The sequence below is a fragment of the Kitasatospora sp. NPDC004240 genome, assembly GCF_053603215.1.
Genome location: NZ_JBSGFD010000024.1, coordinates 22055 through 46172, shown reverse-complemented (window position 1 = coordinate 46172; position 24118 = coordinate 22055). Strand labels below are relative to the sequence as shown.

The window sequence follows — 24118 nt, the reverse complement described above, 5'->3', positions numbered from 1 at the left end:
TCAGTCCGTCTCGGGGTGGAAGCGGTGCAGGCCCTTGCGGTCGTAGTAGCGGGTCATGCCGAACCCGAAGGCGAGGGCGGCCACGGTGCTGATGCCGATCGCGGCCCAGGCCCGGGTGAGGCCGGCGTCCGCCCGGGCGTCGAAGTAGAGGATCGACCGTACGCCGTCGCTGAGCTGGCGCATCGGCTCGAACTCGGCGAGGCCCCGGTAGAAGTCCGGCAGTGCCTCCAGCGGGATGGTCGCGCCGGAGGACGGCAGGGCGAGCGCGATGAAGACGAACATGCCGACCAGCTGCCCGATCCCGCCGAACGCGGCGAGCAGCGCCTGCGTCCCGAGGCCGACCGCCGCGCTGGCGCAGACCGAGAACACCCAGAGCAGCGGCAGGTGCGAGGCGTCCATGTCCAGCACCACCACGGTCGCCAGCATCACCAGGCTGGAGGTGAGCACGGCCAGGCCGACCGACATCACGGAGGTGACGGCCAGGGTGGCGGTGCGGCTGATCGGCACCGGCGGGCGCTGGGTGCGCAGCGGTCCGATCTCGCTCGCCGCGTAGCCGAGCGCCACGTCGACGCCGTTGCTGATGACGTTGGCGCCGAGGAAGCCGCAGAGCACGAGCAGCAGCGTGTAGTAGAAGGCGGTGAGGCCGAGGCCGCTGTGCGGGCCGATGGGGTGGCCGACCCTGGTCTCGACGGTCACCGGGTCGGCCAGCTGGAGCGCCGCCGCGTTGGTCGCCCCGCCGGCGGCCGCGGGCTGCGCCTGGGCCTGGGCCTGTGCCTGGGCCTGGGCGGTGAGGGTCTTTCCGAGCTCCGCGGAGGCCTGGACGGCCGCCGCCTGGGAGATCGAGGAGGCCAGCGAGGAGGCGAGGCTGCCCACGCCGGGGTTGGTGAGGACGGTCATCGTCGGCCGTGGCGGGGCGGGCTGGGCCGGGGCGGCCATCGCGGCGACGGCGGCGGTGAAGTCGGCGGGGACCTCCAGCGCGCCGGCGAGCTTGCCGGAGGCGAGCTGCTGGTCGGCGGCGGCCCGGTCGAGCACCCGCCAGTCGACCTGGTCCTGCGGGTCGGGCCCGGCGACGATGCCGGCGGTGATCCCTGCGCCGAGGTTCTGCTGCTGGCCGGCGATCACGGCGCCCCGGTCGGAGTTGACCAGGCCGATCGGCAGCCGGTGGAGGTCCTGGCGCGGGTTGACGATGCCGCCGACGTACAGCAGGGAGAGCAGGAAGGACACCACGCCGAGGATGACGGCGGGCACCACCCAGACCTTGGGGTTGCGCAGCACCTGACGGGCCCGTACGCCGCCCTCGGGCCGGTTGGACGTCATGACTCTCCGTAAGGTGTTCGGCCGCTGTGCCCCCCGCCCGACCGTAGCGGCCCGGCCCCGCGCAGCCGTGGCGCCTCGCGGGGCCGGCGACCCGTACGCCGCACACGGCCGCTGTACGCCGCTCACGGCGCCCGTCCGTCGGAGCGGGCGAGCGGGCCCGGCCCGTACCCTCCGGACGGGTCTGACGGTTCGCCAATCTCCTTGATCCTCCCCCTTGTCGGGGCCGTCGCGGCCGGTGAATCATGGCAGGACCTTCACCGGACGACGGGGGAACGTACACATATGAGCGCCGTGGCGACCGGTACGCGGGCGGACGGCGGCACGGCGTCCGCGGGCCGCGGGCAGCTGGCCGTGTTCCTCGGGGCCAAGACCGTCTCGGACATCGGCTACGCGCTCGACTTCATCTGCCTGTCCGTCTTCGTCTGGGACCACAGCCGCTCCGCCCTGGCCACCGGCCTGGTCAGCGTGGCGCTCTACGCCGGCGCGATCACCGGGGGCCGGCTCGGGCACCGGTTCGGGGACCGCTGGGACCGCCGGCGGGCGATGATCGGCGCCGACCTGGTCCGCGCCGGGGTGCTGGCGCTGCTCGCGGTGCTGCCGTCCGGGGTGCAGGGCTGGTGGCTGTACCCGGCCGTGCTGCTGGTCGGCGCCGGCCGCTCGGTCTTCGAGGCCACGCTGTCCGCCGCAACCCCGGTGCTGGCCGGCCCGCGCACCCAGGCGGTGAACAGCGCGATCGCCGGGCTCAAGGGTGTCGCCTTCATGATCGGCATGGGCCTGGCCGCCGTCGTGGTCCCGCTGCTCGGCTACCGCGGGGTGTTCGCCCTGGACGCCGGCAGCTATGTGCTCTCCGCCCTGGTGCTGCTCGCGCTGCGACTGCGGATGCGCGAGGAGGGGACGGGCCGGGGCCGTGCCGGGGACGGACCGGCCGCCTGGCCGACGCTGGTGGGGGCGGGCCTGGCCGGCCTGGTGGTGCTGCGCGGGATCGACGCCTTCGGCTCCTCCTCCCAGCACGTCGGCCTGCCGATCCTCGGCACCGAACTGCGGCCCGACGAACCGACGTTCGTCTCCGGCGCGGTGTGGAGCAGCTGGGCGACCGGCCTGCTGCTGGGCAGCTTCGTGCTGCGCCCGCTCGCCCGGCGGCTGGTCGAGCGGGCGCCGGCGCTGGTGTACTGCCTGGCGACCGTCGTGATGTCGCTCGGCTTCATCGGGGTGTTCTGGCTGGACGGCTGGTGGCCCCGGCTGCTGGCGGCGACCGCGGCCGGGCTGGGCGACGCGCTCAGCGAGATCACCTACAAGCAGTCGCTCCAGCGGCTGCCCGACGAGCAACGCGGGCGGGCCTTCGGGCTCTCCCAGATCGTGGTGAACGCGGGCTTCATGTCCGGGCTGCTGGCCACCAGCGTGGTGCTGCGGCCGTCCTGGCTGGCGCCCTGGGTGCTGCTGCTGCACGGGGTGCCGATGCTGGTGGCGGGGTGGATGGCGGTCACCGCCGCCCGAGCCGCCCGTACGCCCCGGACTCCCCGCACGCCCTTGACTCCCGCCGGCCCGGCGGCCTCGTGAGCACGCCGCCGGACGCCCCCGCGGACACCGCGGACGCCGCAGCCCCGGGCCTCCCCGCACCCGCGGACACCGCCACCCCGGGCCTGCGCGCCTATCTGGACTTCGCGGGCTTCGGCCGGCTGCGCCCGCCCGCCGTGGCCGCCATGCGCACCGCGCTGGAGGAGGTGCTGCCGCACGGCAGCGCCGAGGTGGGCCGGCTGTTCGGCGCTCGGGCCGCCGCCCGGCGCTCGGTCGCCCGGCTGCTCGACTGCACCCCGGAGGAGGTCGCGTTCGTCCCCAACACCTCCGCCGGGATCCACCTGGTGGCCGACGGCCTGGAGTGGCGCCCGGGCGACCGGGTGGTGCTGTTCGACGGGGACTTCCCGGCCAACGTCCGCCCCTGGCAGCGGCTGCGCCGGCTCGGGGTCGAGCTGTCCTGGGTGACGATGCGCGACGGCGGCTACCGGATCGCGGACGTGGCGGCGGCGATCCTGCCGGGCACCCGGCTGGTCGCGGTCAGCCACGTCAACTTCGCCACCGGCTTCCGCTGCGACCTGGACGCGATCTGCGCGCTGGCCGCCGAGGCCGGGGCGCTGGTCTGCGTGGACGCGGTGCAGAGCCTCGGCGCCCTGCCGCTGTCGGTGGCCCGGACCCCGGTGGACTTCCTGGCCGCCGGCGCCCACAAGTGGCTCTGCGGGCCGCCGGGCACCGGCCTGTTCTACTGCCGGGCCGAGCGGCTGGAGCTGCTGCGCACCACGCCCACCGGCTGGTTCGGCTACCAGGGCGCCGCCGGGGTGACCGGGGGACTGCCCGGGCAGCTGCGCTACGACCTGCCCGAGCGGGCCGAGGCCGCCCGGGTCGAGGGCGGCATGTACGACCTGGTCGGGATGGCCGGTCTGGCCGCCGCGCTGGCCGAGCTGGAGGAGGCCGGGACCGCCGCGGTCGGCGCGCGGGTGCTCGCCCTGGCCGACCGGCTGCGGACCGGCGCCGCCGAGCTCGGGTACCGGCTCGCCACTCCCCCGGACGCGGCCGGGAACTCCGGGATCGTCTCTTTCACCAGCCCTTTCTCCGACACCGTGGGCCTCGTCGAGCGGCTGGCCGCGGCCGGAATCCAGGTATCCGCGCCGGACGGCCTGGTCCGGGTCTCCCCACATTTCTGGACGACTGATGAAGAAGTCGAGGTGATTCTGTTCGAGCTCGGTGCGCAGAAGTCTTGACGCCCTCGCTCCGGCGCGCCGAGAATGACGCTCAGCTCACTTCGCACGCCCGAATTCCCGGGCGGCCCGGCCGAATGAAAGGAGTTGCGCAATGGCTTACGAGACCTGGGAGTCCCTTGAGGACGAGGTCGAGATCAGCACCGGTGCGGCCGACTGCTGGACCTGCCTGCTGGACGACGCGACCTGATCCTCGCGCTGACCGGCATGCCCCGCGGACAGAATTCCCCGCGGGGCATGCCGACCATTTCGGAAAGGGCTTGGTGAATACCGCGTGAACCGCTGGAATTTCAGTCGCGGAATCGTCGGCGTCAACGCGCCGAGCTGGTTGACCTTCGAGGTGCACCGGCCCTACTTCGACGGCGCGCAATCACCGTCCACGGCCATTCAGGCACGTTCGCCGATTCTCGCGGCACGGCGTTTCGAACGGCGTTCTCCCGGCGCATTACGTTTTGGCATGACCATGCCTGCAAGTTATCGCCGGCTGCTGGTGGAGGAGTCCCGGCTCACCGCCTACCGCGCCGCCGAACCCACCGACCTGCCCGAGGAGCTGGCCTCCCCCGCCTGGCGCCGGATGGCCGAGGCCTACCGCCACCACCCCGGGCTCGACCCGGTCGACCGGGCCGGGCTCGCCCACTGGCTGGTCGCGAGCTGCCTGCCCGCCGCCGTTCTGGAGGTCGCCCCCGCCGACCTCGACCCGGCCGCCTGCCAGGACCCCGTGACGGCCGGGCTTCAGGCCGCCCGCGCGGTCGCGCTGTTCGCCTCCGAGGGTCTCTCCGAGCGCACCACCGCCGCCTACCGGCCGCTGGTGGAGCACCCCGTCCCGACGGTCGCCCACGTCCAGGCGGTGGCCGGCTGGGGCTACCTGCTCGCCCGGCACGCCGGCGACGACTCCGCCGTCCCGCTCTTCCTCGCCCGGGCACGCGACCTGCTCAAGGCCCTCACCGGCGAGCTCACCGCCTTCGAGCACACCGTGCTCACCACCCGGCTCGTGCTGCGCGAGGTGATGCACGCCGAACGGCACGAGGACTTCACCGGCGCCCGCGCCCTGCTCGCCGACGCCCGGGCCGCCGTCGACGCGCTCACCGCGCCCGACGAGGACGAGGCCCTCCTGCTGCTGGAGACCCGCCGGCGGCTGCTGGACCGGCACCTGGAGATCGCCGTCCGGCTCGGCGACACCGAGGCCGAACGGGCCGCCGTCGCCGAGGGGCTGGCCCTGGACCCGTTCGACGTGAAGATCCGGATGCAGGCCGCCCAGGCCCGTGAACGCGCCGGCGACCACGGGGCCGCGCTCGCCGGCTACCTCCACGCCGCCCGGCTCGGCCCGTACGGCACCGCCTTCGCCCTGCTGCGGGCCGCCGCCCGCGCCCGCCACCTCGGGCACACCGAGTTCGCCCGGGTGCTGGAGGAACGGGCCTTCCGGGCCGCGCCGCGCGCCCGCGCCACCCGCGACGCCCTGGTGGCCGCCTGCCGCCGGGACGGCGACCACCCGCTCGCCGAGCTGGTCGAGCGCGCCGCCACCCGCGAGCCGCAGCGCCCGTACGCCAACAACTGGCACTACCGGATGTACGCCTCGTACTTCAACCTGGGCGACTCCGAATCGCCCGGCCTGTACGCCGGACTGCCCGGCCTGGCCCACGAGTTCGCCGAGCGCGGCGAGCGGCCCGAGGTCAACTTCCAGCGGCTGATGCCACCGGCCTTCCGGGGCAACCTGATCCGCGAGTCCGGGCTGACCGAGTTCGCCGTCTCCCACCCCGCCGAGCTGCCCGCACACCTGCGCACCCCGCGCTGGGAGCGACTGTGCTCCTGGGTCGAGGAGTTCGACACCCTCGACACCGAACAACGGCACCGGGTCGCGGTGGTGCTCCACCGGATCGGCTTCTCCAAGCTGGTCCTGGAGCTGATCCCGGCCGTCCCCGTCGAGGAGCTGCGCACCCCCGCCGAACTGCGGCTGCACCACTGGCGCGACCTGGTCCGCTACGTCGCCGCCGTCGGCACCCGGGTGGCCACCCCCGAGACCTCCTTCGCCGTCGCCGGGCACCCGGCCTGCCCGGCGCACCTGCGGTTCGTCATCGCGGTGTTCGCGGTGGTCTTCCACGCCCGCGAGACCCGCTCGGTCGAGGAGGCCGAACGCTGGCGGGAGACCGGCGCCCGCGCGCTGGAGGAACTGCTGGCCGACGAGGCGTACAGCCCGTTCGAGAAGATGATGATGGAGAGCCGCTTCTACCGCAGCGTCAGTTTCGTGCCCTTCATGCGCCGCGACCGCGCGTGGCTGGCCCGCGACATGGACCGCGCCGAGGAGCTGGCCCGGGCCGTGCCCGCCGCGACGCCGTACGAGGAGTTCCTCAAGCGGGAGAACCTGCGGGCCTGCGTGGAGAGCCGCTCCAAGGAGTGCTACGCCTTCGACGAGGACGAGCGGGCCGACGCGCTGGTCGCCGAGGCGCTCGCCCTCGACCCGTACGAGCCCAAGACCCACATCGAGACGGCCGAGAGCCTGCTGCGACGCGGACTGCCCCGGGAGGCCGCCGACGGCTTCCTGCGCACCGCCCGGCTCGGCCCGGTCTCCACGGCCCTCGGCTACGCGTCCGCCGCCGAATGCCTCCGGCGGGCCGGGGAGCCCGTCCTCGCCGAGGACTGCTACCTCCAGGCGCTGCGGCTCGACCCGTACGCGGTCTCGGCCGCCCGCGGCTGGGCCGCCGTCGGCGGGGCGGGGCAGGGGAACGGGGACGGGGACGGGCACTGCATGGCCGAACTCGCCCGCGACTACCTGGCCGGGCTGGAGGCCTGGGGCGAGGCCCGCCGCGCCGCCCGGGAGCCGGCCCGGTGACCGTCTCCTGGTCGGTACGGGCGGAGCCGGGCACGGACGTGGAGGCCGTGGTCCGGCCGGTCCGGGAGGGCGAGCCGCCGGCTGGGTTGTCGCCCGCGTTCCTCGCCGGCACCGGCTTCGACGGCCGGGTCGGCCAGGTGCTCCAACTGCCCGGCACACCGGTCACCGTGCTGCTCGGCGTCGGCCCCCGGCCGCCCGCGGACGGCCCCGAGGACCGCGACGCCGTCCGCACCGCGGCGGCCGCCCTCGCCCGGGCCGTCACCGGATACCGCACGCTCGCCGTCCACCCGCCGGACGACGACCACCAAGCGGTCATCGGGCCGCTGGTCGAGGGCTACCTGCTCGGCGGCTACCGCTTCACCCGCTACCGGAGCCGGCCGGCCCCGGCGCCCGACCAGCGGATCGACCTCCTCACCCCGGACACCCCGGCCGCCCGCCACGCCCTGGAACGGGCCCGCCGGGTGGCCGAGGCCGTCCTGCTCGCCCGGGACCTCGTCAACGAGCCCGGCGAGGCGCTCACCCCGCCCGTCCTCGCCGAACGTGCCGCCGAGGTGGCCGCCATGACCGGCCTGGAGTGCGAGACCTGGGACGGCACCCGGATCGCCGCCGAACGGCTGGGCGGCCTGCTCGGAGTCGCCCGCGGCTCGCTGGTGCCGCCCCGGCTGGTCCTGCTCCGCCACCGCCCGGCCGGTTGGACCCGCCGCATCGCGCTGGTCGGCAAGGGCGTCACCTTCGACGCCGGCGGGCTCTCCCTCAAGGCCAACGCCCACATGGCCGGCATGAAGGCGGACATGGCGGGCGCGGCCGCCGTCCTCGGCGCGATGTCCGCCCTCGGCGCGCTCGGCTGCCGGGTCGCGGTCGACGCCTGGCTGCCGCTGACCGAGAACATGCCCAACGCGGACCCGATCCGGGTCGGCGACGTGCTCACCGTGCGCGGCGGCACCACCGTGGAGATCTGCCACGGCGACGCCGAGGGCCGGCTGATCATGGCCGACGCCCTCGTCCTGGCGGGCGAGAGCGACCCGGACGCCATCATCGACCTCGCCACCCTCACCGACGCCGCCGCCATCGCCCTCGGCCGCCGGATCGCCGCCCTGATGGGCACCGACGACGACCTGCTCACCCGGCTGCGGACGGCCGGTGACCGGGCCGGCGAACCGCTCTGGCCGCTCCCCCTGCCCGAGGCCTACCGCCCCCAACTGCGCTCCCGCGTCGCCGACCTGGTCAACTACACCCTCGGCACCCGCCACGGCACCGCGCTCCTGGCCGGCCTCTTCCTGCGCGAGTTCGTCCCGCCCGGCACTCCCTGGGCCCACCTGGACATCCAGGGCACCGCCCTTGCCGACACCGACGACGGCGAATGGACCGCCGGCGCCACCGGCTTCGGCGTCCGCACCCTGATCGAACTGCTGACGTCCTACGACTCCTGACCGCCGGCCGGCCCTGCGTTCAGCCCGCTGTCCTCACCGCGACCTCAGCCACCCCGGCATCTCCCGCCCGGCCACCGCCCGGAACCGCTCGGCCACCGCGCCCGGGTCGGCTGCGTAGGCGTCACGCAACAGCGAGACGATCGAGGCGGCGATGTCCCGCTGCCCGGCGGGCAGCTCCATCGCACCCGTGAGGGCCTGTACGAGCGGGGCCACCGCCTCGCCGTACCGCTCGTAGTGGACCAGGATGTCGCCCAGCCCGGTGAGGCTCTGGACGAGCCCGGGCAGGTGGGCCACCGGGTCCGCCGCCAGCAGTTGCCGGCGCAGCCGTACGGCCGTTTGGGCCATCCCGACCGCCTTGACCGGCTGCCCGGACTGGGTGAGGCGCACCGCGTGGTTGGTCGCCGCCCCGGCGAGATCCGGCAGGTAGATCACGGCGTCGCGGTCCGCCAGCTCCGCGAAGAGGGAGAGCGCCTGCTCGGAGAGCTGCAGCGCGTCCGCATGCTGCCCGACCTTGGCCAGCAGCACCGCGTGGTTGCCCGCAGCGCGGGCGAGATCGGGCAGATAGGTGTCCGCGTCATGGTCGACGAGCTCCGCGAACGCCGCCACGGCCCGCTTCGAAGGCGCCAGCGCATCGGCCGGGCTCGCCGACTCGGCCACCAGCAGCCCGTGCCGGACCAACACCTCCGCGAGGAGGGGCAGATGGGTCTCCTGGTCACGGGTGATGAGCTCCTCGCACGCATCGACCGCCTCCTGCGAGTACGGCAGGGCCTCGGCGCGTCGTCCCGCCTCGACCAGTCGCAGGACGTGACCGTTCGCCGCCGCGGCGAAGCCGGGCAGGTGGGTGTCCGGGTCCCGGTCGGCCAGCTCCCGGGACAGGTCCAGGACCTGCCGCGAGTACGCCAGGGCCGCGGCGTCCCGGTCGGTGGCCGCGAGCAGCCGCACGTAGTCGCCCAACGCACCGACGAGGCCGGGCAGATGGGTGTCACGGTCGCGACGCGCCAGCTCCCGGAAGGCCGCGACGGCCTCCTCCGAGCGGGGCAGCGCCTCATCCGGACGGCCGACCATACCCAGCAGCAACGCGTACCACTTCGCCGTGACGGCCAGCTCCGGCAAATGCACCTCGCGGTCCCGGCCGACCAGCTCCCGGCGCAGGGCCAGGGCCTCCGCGTGCACGGGTACCGCCTCCGGCTGTCGGCCGGCCCGCCCCAACCGTCTCGCGTGATCCTCCAGTGCCTCGGCCAGGCGGGGCAGATGGGCACCGCGGTCGAGCTCCGCCGACTCCCGCAGGAGTTCCAGCTCTTCCGCGGAGTACGCCAGGGCTTCGCCGGGCCGCCCGGCGCCGCTCAGCAGCGCCACGTGGTTCCCCACGGCGGTCGCGAGTCCCGACAGGTAGGCCTCGCGGTTGAGGGCCGTCAGCTCGCGGTGCAGTTCGACGGCCTGACCGGACAGGCTCAGGGCCTCGGCCGACCGGCCGGTCTCCGCCATCAGCAGGGCGTGGTTGCCGACCGCCATGACGAGCTCCGGCAGGAACTTCTCGCGGCGCTGGCCCGCGAGCTCCTGGGTCAGGTCGACGGCCTCCTGCGAGCAGATCAGAGCCTCCGGGTACCGCTTCTCCTCCGTCAGCCACGTCGCGTGATTGGCCACCGCGATGGCCAGGTGCGGCAGATGGCGTTCGCGGTCCCGGGCGGCGAGCTGCCGCCGGGGCTCCAGGGCGGCCTCGGACAGCTCCAGAGCCTCGGCGAACCGGCCCACCGCCGCCAGCCATACCGCGTGGTTGCTCAACGCGCGGACGAGCTCGGGAAGATGGGCGTCATGATCCCCTCGGACCAGATCGCGACAGGCCTCCATGGCCTCCTCGGACACGGCCAGGGCCTCGTCGCGGCGTCCCGCCTGCATGAGCCACGACGCATGGTTGTTCAGGGCCCTGGTGAAGGTCACCCGCTGCTCGTCCCCACCACCGGCAGCCGGCTCCCGCCAGTTTCGCAATCCCTCCTCGCTCGCGGCCAGGGCTCCGTCGAACTGGCCGGCGTTGGCCAGGCGGACGGCGAGATGGCCGTGGACACGGGCGTGCCAGGCGGGGTCGTCGTTCGCCGCCAGCCGGTGGCCGGTCAGCCGGGTGGCGATGGCCGCTGTGGCGGGGTCCAGTTCGACGTGATGGTCCGGGAGCACGTCGTCGATGGCCTCCAGAAGCTCCGGATCCACCCAGGGATGGGCGGCGAGGGCCACCAGGGCCGCGCCGCCCGCCCGGAGCGCCAGCTCGGGGCGGGCGCGCAGCAGCGGGTAGAGCTGGTCCACGGCCAGGTGTTCCCACCGCTCGGCGGCCTCGATGAGGGTGGCGAGGGCGTGCCGGGTCCACACCGGCCCGCCTTCCTCGGCCGCAGGCTCCGGGCGAGTGCCGAAGCCGAGCAGCCGGGTCGGGGCCTCGTCCGTCCACGGGTCGAAGGGGTGGTCGTACGCGTGGCCGGGCGTGAGCAGGGCCAGGAAGTCCTCGCCGAGCCGGTCCGGGTAGAGCGGCTCCAGCACCGTCGCCGCCCCCGACCCCAGCGGACGGGCCGGTCCGGACGCCGCGCCGCCGGGCACCTCGGCGGGGTAGCAACGCGCGTGGTCCTTGAGCAGTTGCCCGGGCGCCTGCGGGCTCTCCACGCCGATGCACGCGACGGCGTCCGTCCCGTCGCGGTGGCGCAGCGGGCCGGTGAGGGTGGCGGTGTAGACGAGCTGCGCCATCGCGTCGGGGGTCGCGGTGACGGGCTCCTCGGCACGGTGGTGGAGGGCCTGCCAGAAGCGGCGCTCGCGGGCCAGCAGGAAGGCCGACACCTCCACCGGGTCGCCGGGCGCCGTCCCCTCGTCCTCCACGCCGAGCACGGCCGCCAGCGCCGCCATGTGGACGGTCAGCACGAGCCGGTAGTCGTCGCGGGAGTCGAGCTCGCGTGCGGGCCCGACCGTCTCCGCCCCGGACACGCCCAGGAGTTCGGCGAAGCGGTCCCGGGCGGCGGTGAACAGCGACGCCCGGCTCACCCCCGGATCCGTCTCCAGCGACAGGAGTTCGTCGCGGTCGGCGGCCAGGCCCAGGTCCTCCTGGATCCGGTGGGCGAGGCCGAACCACCAGGCCCCGGCCGGCCGGGACAGCAGCAGCACCCGTACCCGGATGCCCCGGCCCGCACCGACGTGGGTGTCGCCCAGCAGTGTCAGCAGATCGGCGGTCTCCCAGCGCTCGGCGTAGTCGACCACCACGAGCACGCCCGCCGAGCGTTCCAGGTCGGCGGGCACCTCGAACGCCTCCGGTGCCTGGCGCTCCCGGCGGTGGAAGGCCCCCAGCACCACCCAGCCCCGCGCCCGCCACTCCTCGGCCACCCGCATCGCCAGCCTGGTCTTGCCCTGCCCGCCCGGGCCGTGCAGCAGACGGACCCCCATGGCGTCCGTACCGTCGCGCCACCGCTCCAGCCGGTCCCGCTCGGCGGTACGGCCCACGAAGTCCACCGCCGCGTTCCCCGCCCGCAGCAGCGCGCTGGGCTGCTGCCGCCCGACGTCCGCCACGGCCGGCCCGGCGGCGGCCGTGGTGAGCGGCCAGCGGGCGAGCCGGTACGGCTCCGAACCCTCGTACACCACGAGGTCGCCGGCCGCCTGGAACACCCGCGCGAACCCCGAGGCCACCGCGTTCTGCGTCACCCGCCCGCCCGCCGGATCACCCTTCCCGCTCACCACGTGCCGTCCCCGCGCATCTCCCCCACCGTCCTCACCCTCGGCCCCCTGCCCCGCACCGCCGGGCGACCCCGCCCGCGGCAACCCCAGCATGGCCCTCCCGTACCCCGCACAACTGCCGTTTCCGGATACCCGTCACGGGTCCGCGCGACCGACCCGCGCCGTACGTCCGTCACGACCCGGGGGCATTCGCACCCTCCGTGCACAACAGGTGCCCCGGTGCCACTAATCTGGCCGACGGCGTCCGTGGCGGTGGAGACGCCGGTGGAGCGCGAGAGGGTGGGTGCGGATGCCGGGGTTGCCCGAGCGGATCGGCCGGTACACGGTGGCACGCACGCTGGGCTCCGGCGGGATGGGGGAGGTCTTCCTGGCGTTCTCGCCCGCGGGCGACCCGGTGGCGGTGAAGCTGATCCGTGCGGACCGGTTGGACCCGGTGACCCGGGCGCGGTTCGAGCGGGAGGCCGAGTTCGCGCGGAAGGTCGTGGGGACGGGCCGGGTGGCGCGTTTCCTGGACGCCGACCCGTACGCGGACCGTCCGTGGATGGCCATGGACTACGTGCCGGGCCGCACGCTCCTGGAGGAGGTCGACGCCCGCGGTCCGCTGCCCGTCGTCCAGGTCGCGAGCCTCGGGGCGCTGCTCGCGGAGGGGCTCGGGGCGGTGCACGCCGTCGAGCTGCTGCACCGCGACATGAAGCCGCAGAACGTCATCATGAGCGACTACGGTCCGGTGATCATCGACTTCGGGCTGGCCGCCTTCACCGATGCGACGCACGAGTCCCTCTCGCACAGCGGCATGATCGTGGGAACGGTGCGCTGCATGCCGCCGGAGCAGGCGGCGGGACGGCCGCACGTCACGGCGGCAGCCGACGTCTACGCCCTGGGCACCGTCCTGCTGTACGCCGCGGCCGGCCACTACCCCTACGACGGCACCCGGTGGGAGGCGATCGTCGCCCAGGTGGCCAATCCGGACCAGGCGCCCGATCTGAGCGGTGTGCCGGAGTCCCTGCTGCCGCTGCTGTCGGCCGTGTTCGCGCACGCCCCCGAGGACCGGCCGACCATCGAGCAGGTCGCGGACGGGTGTCGAGCCGTGATGGCGGAGCTCGGCGTCACCGTCTCCGCGGCCCGGCAGGCACTGATCGCCCGTACGGGCAGCGGGTCCGCGGGCGCCGACCGGCTCACCGTGGAGGTGGAGGACCGCCTCCAGGAGGTCTCCGCGGTCTCCCCGGAGGCCGCGCAGGCCCCGGCGTCCCCGGCGGAGGCCGCCGACGAGCCCGAGGCGACCGAGGAGCCGGAGGCCGCGGCACCGGACCGACCGGCGGCAGCGGCGAAGCCTCCCCGGCCCCGCGTGCCGGCCTCGCAGCGGGTCGCGGAGGAGCTCCGGCGGGCGTACGCCTCGAAGGCCGCGCTCTAGCGACCTGGGGACGACTGCGCGAACGGTCCCGGTCAGGGCCCCGGGCCTGGTTGGATGGCACGGTGACACCGTCAGCGCCCCCGGGCGTGGCGGGTGCGGTGGTACACGGCAATGGCGAGTGCAAGTGAGTGGGAGTGCGGCGTGACGGTCGACGCGGAGTCCGGCGGTACGGCGGCGACCGGATCGGCGGCGACCGAACCGGGGACCACCGACTGGACGACGCCCTGGAAACCGGACCCGACGCCCGAGGGCGCGGACCGTGACCGGGCCTCCAGGCCGGCGTTCCCGCCCGGCGCGCAGGTCGTGGTGCGCGACGAGCAGTGGCTGGTCCGCAAATCGACCTGGACGACCAACGACTACTGGATGGTCGAGGTCACCGGCGTCTCCTCCTTCGTCCGCGGCACCGAGGCGGTCTTCTACAGCCGGCTGGACGACATCCGGATCCTCGACCCGCGAGAAACAACCCTGGTCGCGGACGACTCCCCCAACCACCGCCGCGCCCGCCTCTACCTGGAGGCGCTGGTCCGCAAGTCCTTCCTCCCGCAGACCGAGCACGGCCTCGGGCTCGCCGACAACTTCCTGATGGACGCTCAGGCGCACCAGCTGCGCCCCGCCGAGCTGGCCCTGTCGATGGCCAACCCGCAGCCGCGCCTGCTGATCGCGGACGTGGTGGGCCTCGGCAAGACTCTGGAGATCGGCCTGGTCCTGGCGGAGCTGATCCGCCGCGGCCGGGGCGAGCGCATCCTGGTGGTCACGCCGCAGCACGTGCTGGAGCAGTTCCAGCGCGAGCTGTGGACGCGTTTCGCGATCCCGCTGGTCCGGCTGGACTCGACCGGCATCCAGCGGATCCAGCAGGAGATCCCGTCGGGCCGCAACCCCTTCGCCTACTTCAAGCGCGTGATCGTCTCGGTGGACACCCTGAAGCGGGACGGGCAGTACGCCCACCACCTCGACAGGACGGAATGGGACGCCGTCGTCATCGACGAGTCGCACCGCCTGGTCAACCGGGGCACGGACACCAACGCCCTCGCCCGGTTGCTCGCCCGGCGGACCGACGCGCTGATCCTGGCGTCGGCGACCCCGCACAACGGTGACGCCCGCTCCTTCGCCGAACTGATCAAGCTGCTGGACCCGGCGGCGATCGTCGACCCCGACCGCTACGAGGTGTCCGACCTGGAGCACCTCTACATCCGCCGGACCAAGACCACCCCCGAGGTCCGCGACTCGCTCAGGGGCTCCTGGGCGGACCGCGGCCCGTCCGTCCCGGTGCCCGCGGCCGCGGGCGAGGCCGAGCTCGCCGTCTTCGAGGAGCTGGCCGCGCGCTGGATCCCGCGCGAGGGGGCGGAGGGGTCGGCGGCCTTCAACCAGCTGGACGCGTACAACCTGCTCAAGTCGTTCCTCTCCTCCCACCACGCCCTGCTCCAGACCGTCACCACCCGCAAGAAGACCCTGACCGCGGCCAAGACCCCGGCCCCGACGGCCGCGACGGACTCCGGGCAGAACATCGCCAAGACCGGGCGCCGCGCCCGTACCGCCGAGGAGACCGCGGCCGAACTCGCGGCCCTGACCGAGCTGGAGCGACTGGCCCGCCGGATCGGCGACGACGACTCGGCGAAGCTCCGGGCGCTGGTCACCGAGTTGCGCGCGCTGGGAGTCGGCCCCGGCTCGGACGTCCGGGTGGTGGTCTTCTCCGAGCGCATCCCTACCCTGAAGTGGCTGGCCGAGGCGGTCCCGGCGGCACTCGGCTTCACCAAGGGGCCGAGCCCGGACGACCGCAAGCCCTGGCTCGCGTACGGCCACGGCCGCGGCGGCACGCACGCGGTGCAGGTGATGCACGGCGAGGCGACCAGCGACCAGGAGCAGATGAGGATCATCGAGAGCTTCGGTCTGCGGGACGACCCCGTCCGGCTGCTGTTCACCGGTGACGTCGCCTCCGAGGGCGTCAACCTCCACCAGCAGTGCCACCTGCTGATCCACTACGACCTGCCCTGGTCGCTGATCCGGATCGAGCAGCGCAACGGCCGCATCGACCGGTACGGGCAGAAGCGCTCGCCGCAGTTCCGCGCGCTGGTGCTGACCAGCGACCTGCCGTGGCGCACCGACCCGGTCACCGGCGAGCCGCGCACCCTGGACGACCGGCTGGTGGGCGAGAAGCTGCTGCGACGCGAGGAGGAGGCCCACAAGATCGACGGTTCGGCCGAGGCCGCCACCGGGCTCTACCGGGCCCAGGAGGAGGAGAACCGCCTCACCAAGGACCTCATCGCCGGGCGCACCGTCGAGCAGTCGATCAAGGCGTCCCGCCAGGCCGGCGGCGGCATGCTCGCCGGGCTGCTGGCCCAGGTCGGCGCCGCCCCCACCCGCCGCGAGGTGCCGCGCGCCCAGGTCCTGCGGCTGTTCCCCGACAGCGCCGCCTACTTCGAGACGGCGCTGCGGCAGATCTGCCGCACCAACCCGGAGGACGAGCTGGCGCTGCGCCGCGACCCGGACGGCACCATCGCCTTCGAGCCGCCGCGCGACCTCGCCTACCGCTTCCGCGCGCTCCCGAAGTCCTACCTGGACGAGCAGCGGATCCTCCCCCGCCGCGACGAGCCCGGGCGACTGCGGGTCACCTTCTCCAAGGAGCTGGCGGGGCGGCGCCTCGACGTCGCCCGCGACTCCTCCGAGTCCCTGTGGCCCAACGTCTCCTACCTCACGGACATCCACCCGGTGATGGACTGGCTCACCGACAAGGTGCTGGTCGAGGTCGGCCGCCACCAGGCACCGGTGCTCGCCGCCGCCGTCCCCGCCCCGGTCTTCCTCGTCCAGGGGATCTACTCCAACGCCCTCGGCCGGCCCACCGTGGTCGAGTGGATGGCCGTCAGCGGCCTGCCCGGTGAGCCGCTGGTGGAGCCGCTGGACAACGACTTCCTCACCCGGGCCGGGGTCGGCCCGAGCATGCCGGGCCGGTCGACGCCGCGCGACCTACCGGGCCTCCAGGAGCTGGTCCCGGACGCGATCGGCGCCGCGACCCGCTACCTGCGGTCGCGGGAGGACGCCTACCGGCAGCAGGTCGACGCCACCCTCGCCCCCTACCGCAAGCGGCTGACCCACTGGAAGCAGGAGGCCCTGTTCACCGGCGGCAGCGCCGGTAAGCAGCAGGCCGCCCTGACCGCGAGCCGCCGCTTCGACCTGGTCAAGTCACTGGAGACGTCCGGCCCGCCGATGCTGCGCCTGCTCGCCGTCCTGGATCCCACCGACGCCGCCACCCCCTCGGCCGGGACCTCGCACCTGGAGACCTCGTACTGATGAGCACCGTCCACGACTCCTTCGGCAACCGCGGCGAGTACTTCGCGGCGCACTACTTCGCCGAGCAGCTCCCGGCCGACCTGAAGAAGCACGTCTTCGACACCTGGACCCTGCGCGAGGGCGACGAGCACGACCCGCGCACCACCGCCCGCGAGCGGGTCCGGACCCTGCGTGCCGCGTACTTCAGCGACGAGCTGCGCCCGTTCTTCGCCGAGGCCGACCGCGCGGACGCCGAGGACGCGTACGTACGCCGCACCTACGGCAACATCGACTGGACGAAGCGGATCGCCGAGTGGCACCAGGAGGTGCTGCGCGCCCTCGGGTACGACGACGGGGGCCCGACCGAGCTGACCGTCCACCGGGCGGGCAAGGACCACACCGTCCAGGTCGCCTACCACGGGCACGGCGTCGTCGCCCTGGACTGCGGCTGGGCGGCGGAGAACGACGCGGCCCTCGACCCGGCCGGCCCCGGCCGGCTGCTGTGGCCGCTGCGCGCCGGCTCGGCCGAGCACTACACGGACGGTGCCGCGCTCGCCTCCTGGCTCTTCGCGGGCAAGATCGGCGGGCCCGAGGGCAACCCGCCGCGCTTCGTGCTGCTGCTGATCGGCGGCGTGCTCGTCCTCGCCGACCGCAACAGCTGGGGCGAGGGCCGGTACCTGGTCGTCAACCTGGACTCCGCGCTGGAGCGCAACGACCGCCGGCAGACCGGCGAACTCGCCATGCTGGCGGCGCTGTTCGGCCAGGAGATGCTGCGCCCCGGCGACAACGGCGCCGACCCGCTGCTCGACACCCTGCTCAAGGCCTCCGCCACCAACGCGGTCGGCGTCAGCGGCGAACTGCGCAGCGGGCTCCAGCGGTCGGTGGAGATCATCGCCCAGGAGGTGCTGGACCGCCTCGCCGACAACGGCCTCACCCCCGCCGACCTGGAGGACGGCCGCACCCCGTTCGCCAAGCGCCTCACCGTCCAGACCCTGCGCTACCTCTACCGGATCCTCTTCCTGCTGTACGCCGAGGCCCGCCCGGAGCTGGGCATCCTGCCCGCCGACGACGGCAGCTACGAGGCCGGCTACTCGATGGCCCGGCTGCGCGAACTCGTCGCCCGGGACGAGGAGTTGGTCGAACCTGCGGCGCGGAACGGGTTCCATCTGTACGAGTCGCTGGACGTGCTGTTCCACAAGGTCAACCGCGGCCACCGCCGGTACGGCAGCGAGCCGGACGACGACCTCCCGACCGACGACGAGGAGACCCGGAAGGCCAAGGCCGCCCGCCGCAGCGAGGATCGTGGACTGCGCTTCGAGCCCTTGCACAGCACGCTGTTCGAGGACTCCTCGGTCACGCTGATCGGCCGTGGCTCCCTGGACCCGCGCGCGGACGACGACTTCCCGGCCTGGCTGGACCTGCGGCTGCGCAACGCGGCCCTGCACGAGGTGCTGCGGCTACTGACCATGAAGAACGCGCGGCGCGGTGAGCGCGGCGGCTTCATCTCCTACCGCAACCTGGGCATCAACCAGCTCGGCGCGGTGTACGAGGGCCTGATGTCGTACACCGGGTTCATCGCCGACCAGGAGCTGCGGGAGGTCGCCAAGGGCGGCGACCCCAAGGACGGCTCCTGGATGATCCCGGCCTCCCGCCAGGGCGAGTACCCCGACGAGGTCTTCGTCGAGTACGACGAGCGGGACAACCGGAAGGGCCTGCGCGGGCGGAAGTCGTACCCGGCGGGGTCGTTCGTCTACCGGCTCGCGGGAAGGGAGCGGCAGACCTCGGCGTCGTACTACACGCCGGAGTCGCTGACCAAGGTCACCGTCGAGCTCACGCTCAAGCACCGGCTCGACCAGCAGAAGGACGAGAACGGGGAGACCGTCCCCACACGGGCGTCCGAGCTGCTGACGTACCGGATCTGCGAGCCGGCGCTCGGCTCCGGGGCGTTCCTCAACGAGGCGATCAACCAGGTGGCGAAGGAGTACCTGCGCCGCCGCCAGGACGAGTTGGGCGTCACGATCCCCACCAGCCGGGCGCTGGAGGAGGAGCAGAAGGCCAAGGCGTACATCGCCCTGCACAACGCGTACGGGGTGGACCTCAACGCCACGGGTGTGGAGCTGGCCGAGGTGTCGCTCTGGCTCAACACCATGCACCCCGGCATGCAGGCCCCGTGGTTCGGCCTGCACCTGCGGCGCGGCAACTCGCTGATCGGGGGCCGCCGGGCGGTGTTCAGCGGGGAGGACGTCGGGGCGAAGGAGAAGCTCTGGCTGAAGGCCAAGGGCGCGCTCGCCCCGACGCCGCTGCCGTTCCTGGCGGAGGACGGCGTGACGCGGCAGGAACTGCCGGACGGCGCCGTGCACCAGTTCCTGCTGCCGGCGCCCGGGTGGGCGGCGGTCGCGGGCGAGAAGGAGGCGCGGGCGCTGGCGCCGGAGCTGGAGAAGCAGCTCGGGGCGTGGAAGAAGGGCATCCTCAAGCCGCCGACGGTGAAGGCGGCGCGCGGGCAGAAGCTGTCGCAGCTGGCCCGCCTCCAGGCGGTGGCCCGGCGGGCCGAGTTCCTGTGGGAACTGGTCGTGCGGCGGATGGTGATCTCGGAGAAGGAGATCTCCCGGCGGATAGACGTGTGGGGCGCCGAGGCCCAGGATGGGGAGGACCCGGCGGAATTCGCCTTCCTGCGCCGGCCGAAGGGTGCGGTGCCGAAGGAGAAGGTCTACGAGGACCTGTTCAGGCGGCAGGGCACGCCATACTGGCGGCTCAAGACCATGATGGACGTGTGGTGCGCCCTCTGGTTCTGGCCGGTGGAGAAGGCCGGGCTGCTGGACGGCAGCGCGGCGGTGTACGCGGCGCACGACGACGAGCTTGCGGAGGCCGCGCTCGCCGCGCTCCCGCAGGTGGGTGGTGTCGAGCCGAAGGTCGAGGAGAAGCCCGACCTGGGGCTGCTCCTCGCGGAACAGGCATCCCTGTTCAGCGTGGGCAACGAGCAGGAGTCGCTGCTGTCAGCGCTCAGCGAGGCGGCGCCTGTGGCGCCCGCACGTAAGACGCCCGGCACCTCCCGAAGCCGCATCCCCGCCCCCACCCGCCGATCGGTCATCCCGCTGGCGGACCTCGCGGACTGGCTCGACTTCGCCGAGTCCCTTCTCGGCACGTACGACCAGCGTGAGGGCACGCTCGTCTCCGACTTCGACTCACTTGACCGCATCGAGGCGTACGAGGAGAGCCTGCCCGGCTTCATGGGCATGGACTCCGTGTCCAGGCTGGAGGAGCGCTATCCCTGGCTCACCGTCGCCCAGGGGATCGCGGAGCGACAGGGCTTCCTGCACTGGGAGCTGGACTTCGGTGCGATCTTCGCCCGCCACGGCGGCTTCGACCTCCAGGTTGGCAACCCGCCGTGGGTACGGCCGGATTGGGACGAGCCAGCTGTGCTTGCGGAGCACGAGCCGTGGTTCAAGCTGACGGAAAAGGCATCGATGGAAGAGTGGGCACAGCGAAAGGCAAGCATCCTTTCGATGCCAGCCGCGCGCCCGTTCTACCTCCAGGAGAGAACGTCGACCAGCGCCACTGTCGCGTTCCTGGGGTCCCGGGCAGTTTATCCTTTCCTAGAGGGAACTCGCCCGGACCTGTACCGAGCATTCATGTGTCAGACCTGGTCGCACGCCTCACAGAGCGGCGTCGTAGGACTCATCCACCCAGATACTCACTTCGCCGGGGATAAAGAGGCAATTCTCCGAGAGGCGGCTTACCAGCGTCTACGCGTCCATGCTGATTTCGTCAACGCAGGAAACCGCTTCTTTCCACCGCCCATTGGGCGCGCCAGCCACTTCGGTGTACATATTTATGGAAGCCCCGGAAAAATCGGATTCGACCATCTTTCGTGGTTGTTCTCGGCCGCAACTCTTCAGGCATCTGCTTCAGCCCTTCCCAGCCCTGCTACGCCAGCACCAGGCGTACGATTCGGCAGCACTTGGGACGAGCGGCCCGATCCTCGGCGGATTGTCCGAGTCAATGAGACAACCCTCGCACGCTGGCAACAGCTGACGGGCAATGAGGATCAGCCAGTCACACAGACCCGCCTCCTCTCCCCCGTAAGCACAGCGGAAGCTGCTGCAATCTCTGCGCTCGCACTCTATCCGGTAAAACTGTCCACGCTGGAGCCGCAGATTTCCAGCGGCTACAATGAAGCAACCGCAAAGAGCTCCGGCCTCATCAGGTATAACCAAATCGACGCACGGGATGACTCAGCCCAACTTCCTACTCGATGGTCCGAAGTGATTCTCAAGGGCTCTCAGATCAGCGTTGCTACACCCCTGGGAAAGCAACCCAGCCAGGGACACGGCGAGGTTCTTGGTATCGATCTGGAAAAGGCCGCCATAGATGCCGTACCAGAAACCGAGTATATCCGCGCCTGCGATAACGATAAATTCCGCAGCACTCAAGACCGTTGGATTGACTGCACGGAACGTGATCGACCTTTTGCCGACCCCACCGAATTTGAGGCGGCGCGAGCCGCCGTGGCCCTGGAAAAGATAGTCGCACCCAACCTTGTCACGGCCAAAGAAGTTAGAGTATTCCTTGGAGAGAAATCTCGTAGGCCGTACACGGAATTCTATCGACTTGCATGGCGTCGCCAGATCGCCCCCAATAGCGAGCGGAGCTTGTACAGCGCGATCATTCCACCCGGAGCAAGCCACGTGCATGCCATTCACAGTCTGACTGCGTACGATGCCCGGCGAACTTGTTTGACGGCTGGCTTCTGGTCCTCGATCCCCATCGACTACCTGATTCGCACAACCGGAAAAAGCGACCTGCAAAGCTCTGGCGCACGCTCTATGCCAGCGCCCGTTTCAGGAAATCCCCTTGCCCCTGCGCTACTCCTCCGCACCTTGCGCCTGAACTGCCTGACTTCCGCCTATGCAGATCTTTGGGCTGAGCTGTACGACTCAAGGTGGCCAGGCTACGAGCCGTGGGCTCTCGACTGGCCGAACTTGCAGCCACTGCACGAGGTCACTCCACAGTGGCAATACGAGACCCCACTTCGCGGTGAACAGGCTCGCCGGGCGGCGCTCGTGGAGATCGACGCACTCGTGGCCGTATGGCTCGGCGTCAGTGCCGATGCGCTAGCAGCGATGTACCGTGCCCGGTTCCCCATCACGCAGGACTTCGACGCCGTCACATGGTTCGATGCCAACGGCCGGAAGATCGCGGGCAACCGCCACACCTTCGGCCATGGCCAGACCAAGGAACACTTCGAGCAACTGCAGAAGCACTTGGCCAACCCGGACACCACGCCAGTCCCCGACGGCTACACCGCGCCGTTCTACAAGGCCGACCGCGAGCGCGAGATGCGGGAGGCGCACGCCGTCTTCCAGGCCCGCCTGGACGCGGAGGTGGCCCGCGGCAAGTGGGATCCGGTGCGGCAGGAGGCGCCGGGTGCTTCTCGCGCCGCCACGGACAACAGTAAGGTCAGGCCATGACAGACCGCCGACTCCTTCGACTCGACGTGGAGAACTTCCGCAGCCTTCAGCGGATCTCTCTGCCCCTCGGCGATCTCACTGTTCTGGTCGGGCCGAACGGGGTCGGTAAGTCGAACGTCCTACAGGTGTTCCGATTCCTGGCAGACATCATCAATTCCGACCTCGACCCGGCCCTGGCCGCGCGGGGCGGATTCGACGAACTGGCTTTCTGGGGCGGCGATCGACCGCCGACGACCATGCGAATCGGCTTGCAGGCACGTTGGACCTCCCACGCGTCTGTCGCCGCCCCCGACGAGTACGAGCTGACCATTCGCCGGCGGAGCGACAAGCGGGCCGTCGAGGGGTTCACAATCTCCCGCAGCGAGTCGTTCCGGTTCAAGCGGACGAAGGGGCGAGGGCGGCGAATCACCGTTTCGGGTGAAGAGGCACTGGTCACAGACACTCCGGCAGGTGCCAGGGCTGGCGATCCGGACGACTCGGCAGAGCGTAGCCTCGGCATCAGCAAGCTCAGCAGTGGTTTGTCAACGCTTCCAAGGCTGGCCCCTGCGGAGGGCGGCGAGGAGGTATCCACTATGGCCCGGGGCTTGTCATCCTTCCGCGTGTTCGACGTGGACGTCGCTGCTGCCCGGCGCCCAAGCCGGTTCGCCCGCCCAGAAGCAGACCTAGAGCTCCACCGGTGGGTCAGGCCTCGATCCACCCGGCACACTAGGCGCAGCCGACTGGTCGAACTGGCCGACGACGCGGGCAATCTGGCGTTGTTCCTGGCCCAGCTGTCCACGGACGAAGCCCTCTGGGCGAGGCTGATCGAGGATGCTCGCACAGTGCTTCCCAGTGTGGAGGACATCATTTTCGTCACGTTCGGCGGTGCGGCCGAACATGTTTCCGTTGCGCTGGTCGAGCGGGGACTGCGTCGGCCGACCCTCCTTGCCGACTCATCCTTCGGCACGGTTCGTCTCCTGAGCCTGCTTGCCATGCTGTACGACCCGACGCCGCCGGCCCTAACCTGTGTAGAGGAGCTGGACCACGGCTTGCACCCGCAGGCACTCGAACTGCTGGTGGAGCGTCTACGGGAGGCCAGCGAGCGTAGCCAGTTCATCGTGACGACGCACTCCCCAGCTCTGGTCGACCGGCTCGAACCAGAAGAGTTCGTGGTCTGCGAGCGTGACCGGTACGGCGCATCGCTCATCCCGTCACTGAGCGCAGAAGAGGTCCGCGAGATCAGAGCGGCAAGCGAGGGACTCCCGCTCGGCGAGCTGTGGTTCTCCGGCGCCCTGGGCGGCGGCCTGTGAGCAAACCGTCAAAAGGGGCGAAGGGTGGCGGCGGCAAAGCGCGGATCATCGTTGTGGCAGGCGAGAGTTCGAACGACCGCGAGGCCATCACTCACCTCGTCAGGGCCCAGCTGAGCAGCTTCACCGGCAAGATCGCGTCCATCAATGACCCGGTCGCCCTGAAGGACGCCACCGGGACGAACCTCTCGTCCCGGGTCACGAAGATCGTCCAGAAGGCCAATGCGGTGGCAACCAAGGAGAAGGCCGATCTGTACGGCCTCGCGGTACACCTCGACCTCGACGACGTGTCGAACGACCACTACGACGCCGTTCGCGCCAAGCTCCAGGCCGAGTTCGACATTCGCTGCCCCGCCCGGCTCGCCCTGGCCCTGGCAGTCTGGGAAACCGAAGGCTGGTTGCTGCTCTTCCCCGACGCGTTCCCCGAGGTTCACACAGCCTGGAAGGTCCCCCAACAGCTCCGAAACCGGGACACCACGCAGATTCGAAATCCGAAGGAAGAGTTGCAGCGCCGACTCGGCGCGCCGCGCTATCGGGAAAGCGACAGCCAGTTGGTCGTCCATGCTGCCGTACGACTCGGCCACGCCCCCTCGGGAGCAACCGGAAGAAATCGCTCGTACCGCGACTTCCTCGACGACCTGAGCACCTGGTAGGCCCCGCGCAGGG

General features: G+C 72.1%; 11 protein-coding genes. 9 read left to right on the top strand and 2 right to left on the bottom strand.

The window, feature by feature from the left end; genetic code table 11:
• A complete protein-coding gene (locus tag ACWEQL_RS09470; protein WP_452149612.1) occupies positions 1-1317 on the bottom strand; it encodes a YhgE/Pip domain-containing protein in 1317 nt (438 codons plus the stop codon).
• 282 nt (positions 1318-1599) lie between these two features.
• Between ACWEQL_RS09470 and ACWEQL_RS09465 the strand changes: the two genes are divergently transcribed.
• The 4 genes from ACWEQL_RS09465 to ACWEQL_RS09450 all read left to right on the top strand — a co-directional run bounded on the left by ACWEQL_RS09465 (position 1600) and on the right by ACWEQL_RS09450 (position 8324).
• A complete protein-coding gene (locus ACWEQL_RS09465; protein ID WP_452149611.1) occupies positions 1600-2874 on the top strand; it encodes an MFS transporter in 1275 nt (424 codons plus the stop codon).
• A complete protein-coding gene (locus ACWEQL_RS09460; protein WP_452149610.1) occupies positions 2871-4070 on the top strand; it encodes an aminotransferase class V-fold PLP-dependent enzyme in 1200 nt (399 codons plus the stop codon). The genes ACWEQL_RS09465 and ACWEQL_RS09460 overlap by 4 nt, the downstream gene beginning before the upstream one ends.
• 454 nt (positions 4071-4524) lie before the next feature.
• Positions 4525-6894, top strand: a complete 2370-nt coding sequence (locus ACWEQL_RS09455; protein ID WP_452149609.1) for a hypothetical protein — start codon at positions 4525-4527, stop codon at positions 6892-6894.
• Positions 6891-8324 (top strand): leucyl aminopeptidase, encoded by a 1434-nt coding sequence (locus ACWEQL_RS09450; protein ID WP_452149608.1) that lies wholly within the window; start codon positions 6891-6893, stop codon positions 8322-8324. Before ACWEQL_RS09455 ends, ACWEQL_RS09450 begins: the two co-directional genes overlap by 4 nt.
• A 33-nt stretch (positions 8325-8357) precedes the next feature.
• On the opposite strand, the gene ACWEQL_RS09445 is transcribed toward ACWEQL_RS09450, so the two are convergent.
• Entirely contained in the window at positions 8358-12023 is a 3666-nt protein-coding gene (locus tag ACWEQL_RS09445; RefSeq protein ID WP_452149607.1) for a tetratricopeptide repeat protein, read from the bottom strand.
• 289 nt (positions 12024-12312) lie between these two features.
• Between ACWEQL_RS09445 and ACWEQL_RS09440 the strand changes: the two genes are divergently transcribed.
• The 5 genes from ACWEQL_RS09440 (at position 12313) to ACWEQL_RS09420 (ending at position 24105) form a co-directional block, all read left to right on the top strand.
• Entirely contained in the window at positions 12313-13434 is a 1122-nt protein-coding gene (locus ACWEQL_RS09440; RefSeq protein ID WP_452149606.1) for a serine/threonine-protein kinase, read from the top strand.
• Between the two features lie 141 nt (positions 13435-13575).
• The gene (locus ACWEQL_RS09435; protein ID WP_452149605.1) at positions 13576-16719 is read left to right on the top strand and encodes an SNF2-related protein; all 3144 of its coding nucleotides are present in this window, start codon (positions 13576-13578) and stop codon (positions 16717-16719) included.
• Entirely contained in the window at positions 16719-22166 is a 5448-nt protein-coding gene (locus ACWEQL_RS09430; protein ID WP_452149604.1) for a hypothetical protein, read from the top strand. The genes ACWEQL_RS09435 and ACWEQL_RS09430 overlap by 1 nt, the downstream gene beginning before the upstream one ends.
• Positions 22163-23455, top strand: a complete 1293-nt coding sequence (locus ACWEQL_RS09425; protein ID WP_452149603.1) for an AAA family ATPase — start codon at positions 22163-22165, stop codon at positions 23453-23455. Before ACWEQL_RS09430 ends, ACWEQL_RS09425 begins: the two co-directional genes overlap by 4 nt.
• Positions 23452-24105, top strand: a complete 654-nt coding sequence (locus tag ACWEQL_RS09420) for a hypothetical protein (RefSeq protein ID WP_452149602.1) — start codon at positions 23452-23454, stop codon at positions 24103-24105. Before ACWEQL_RS09425 ends, ACWEQL_RS09420 begins: the two co-directional genes overlap by 4 nt.
• Positions 24106-24118 lie beyond the last annotated feature (13 nt).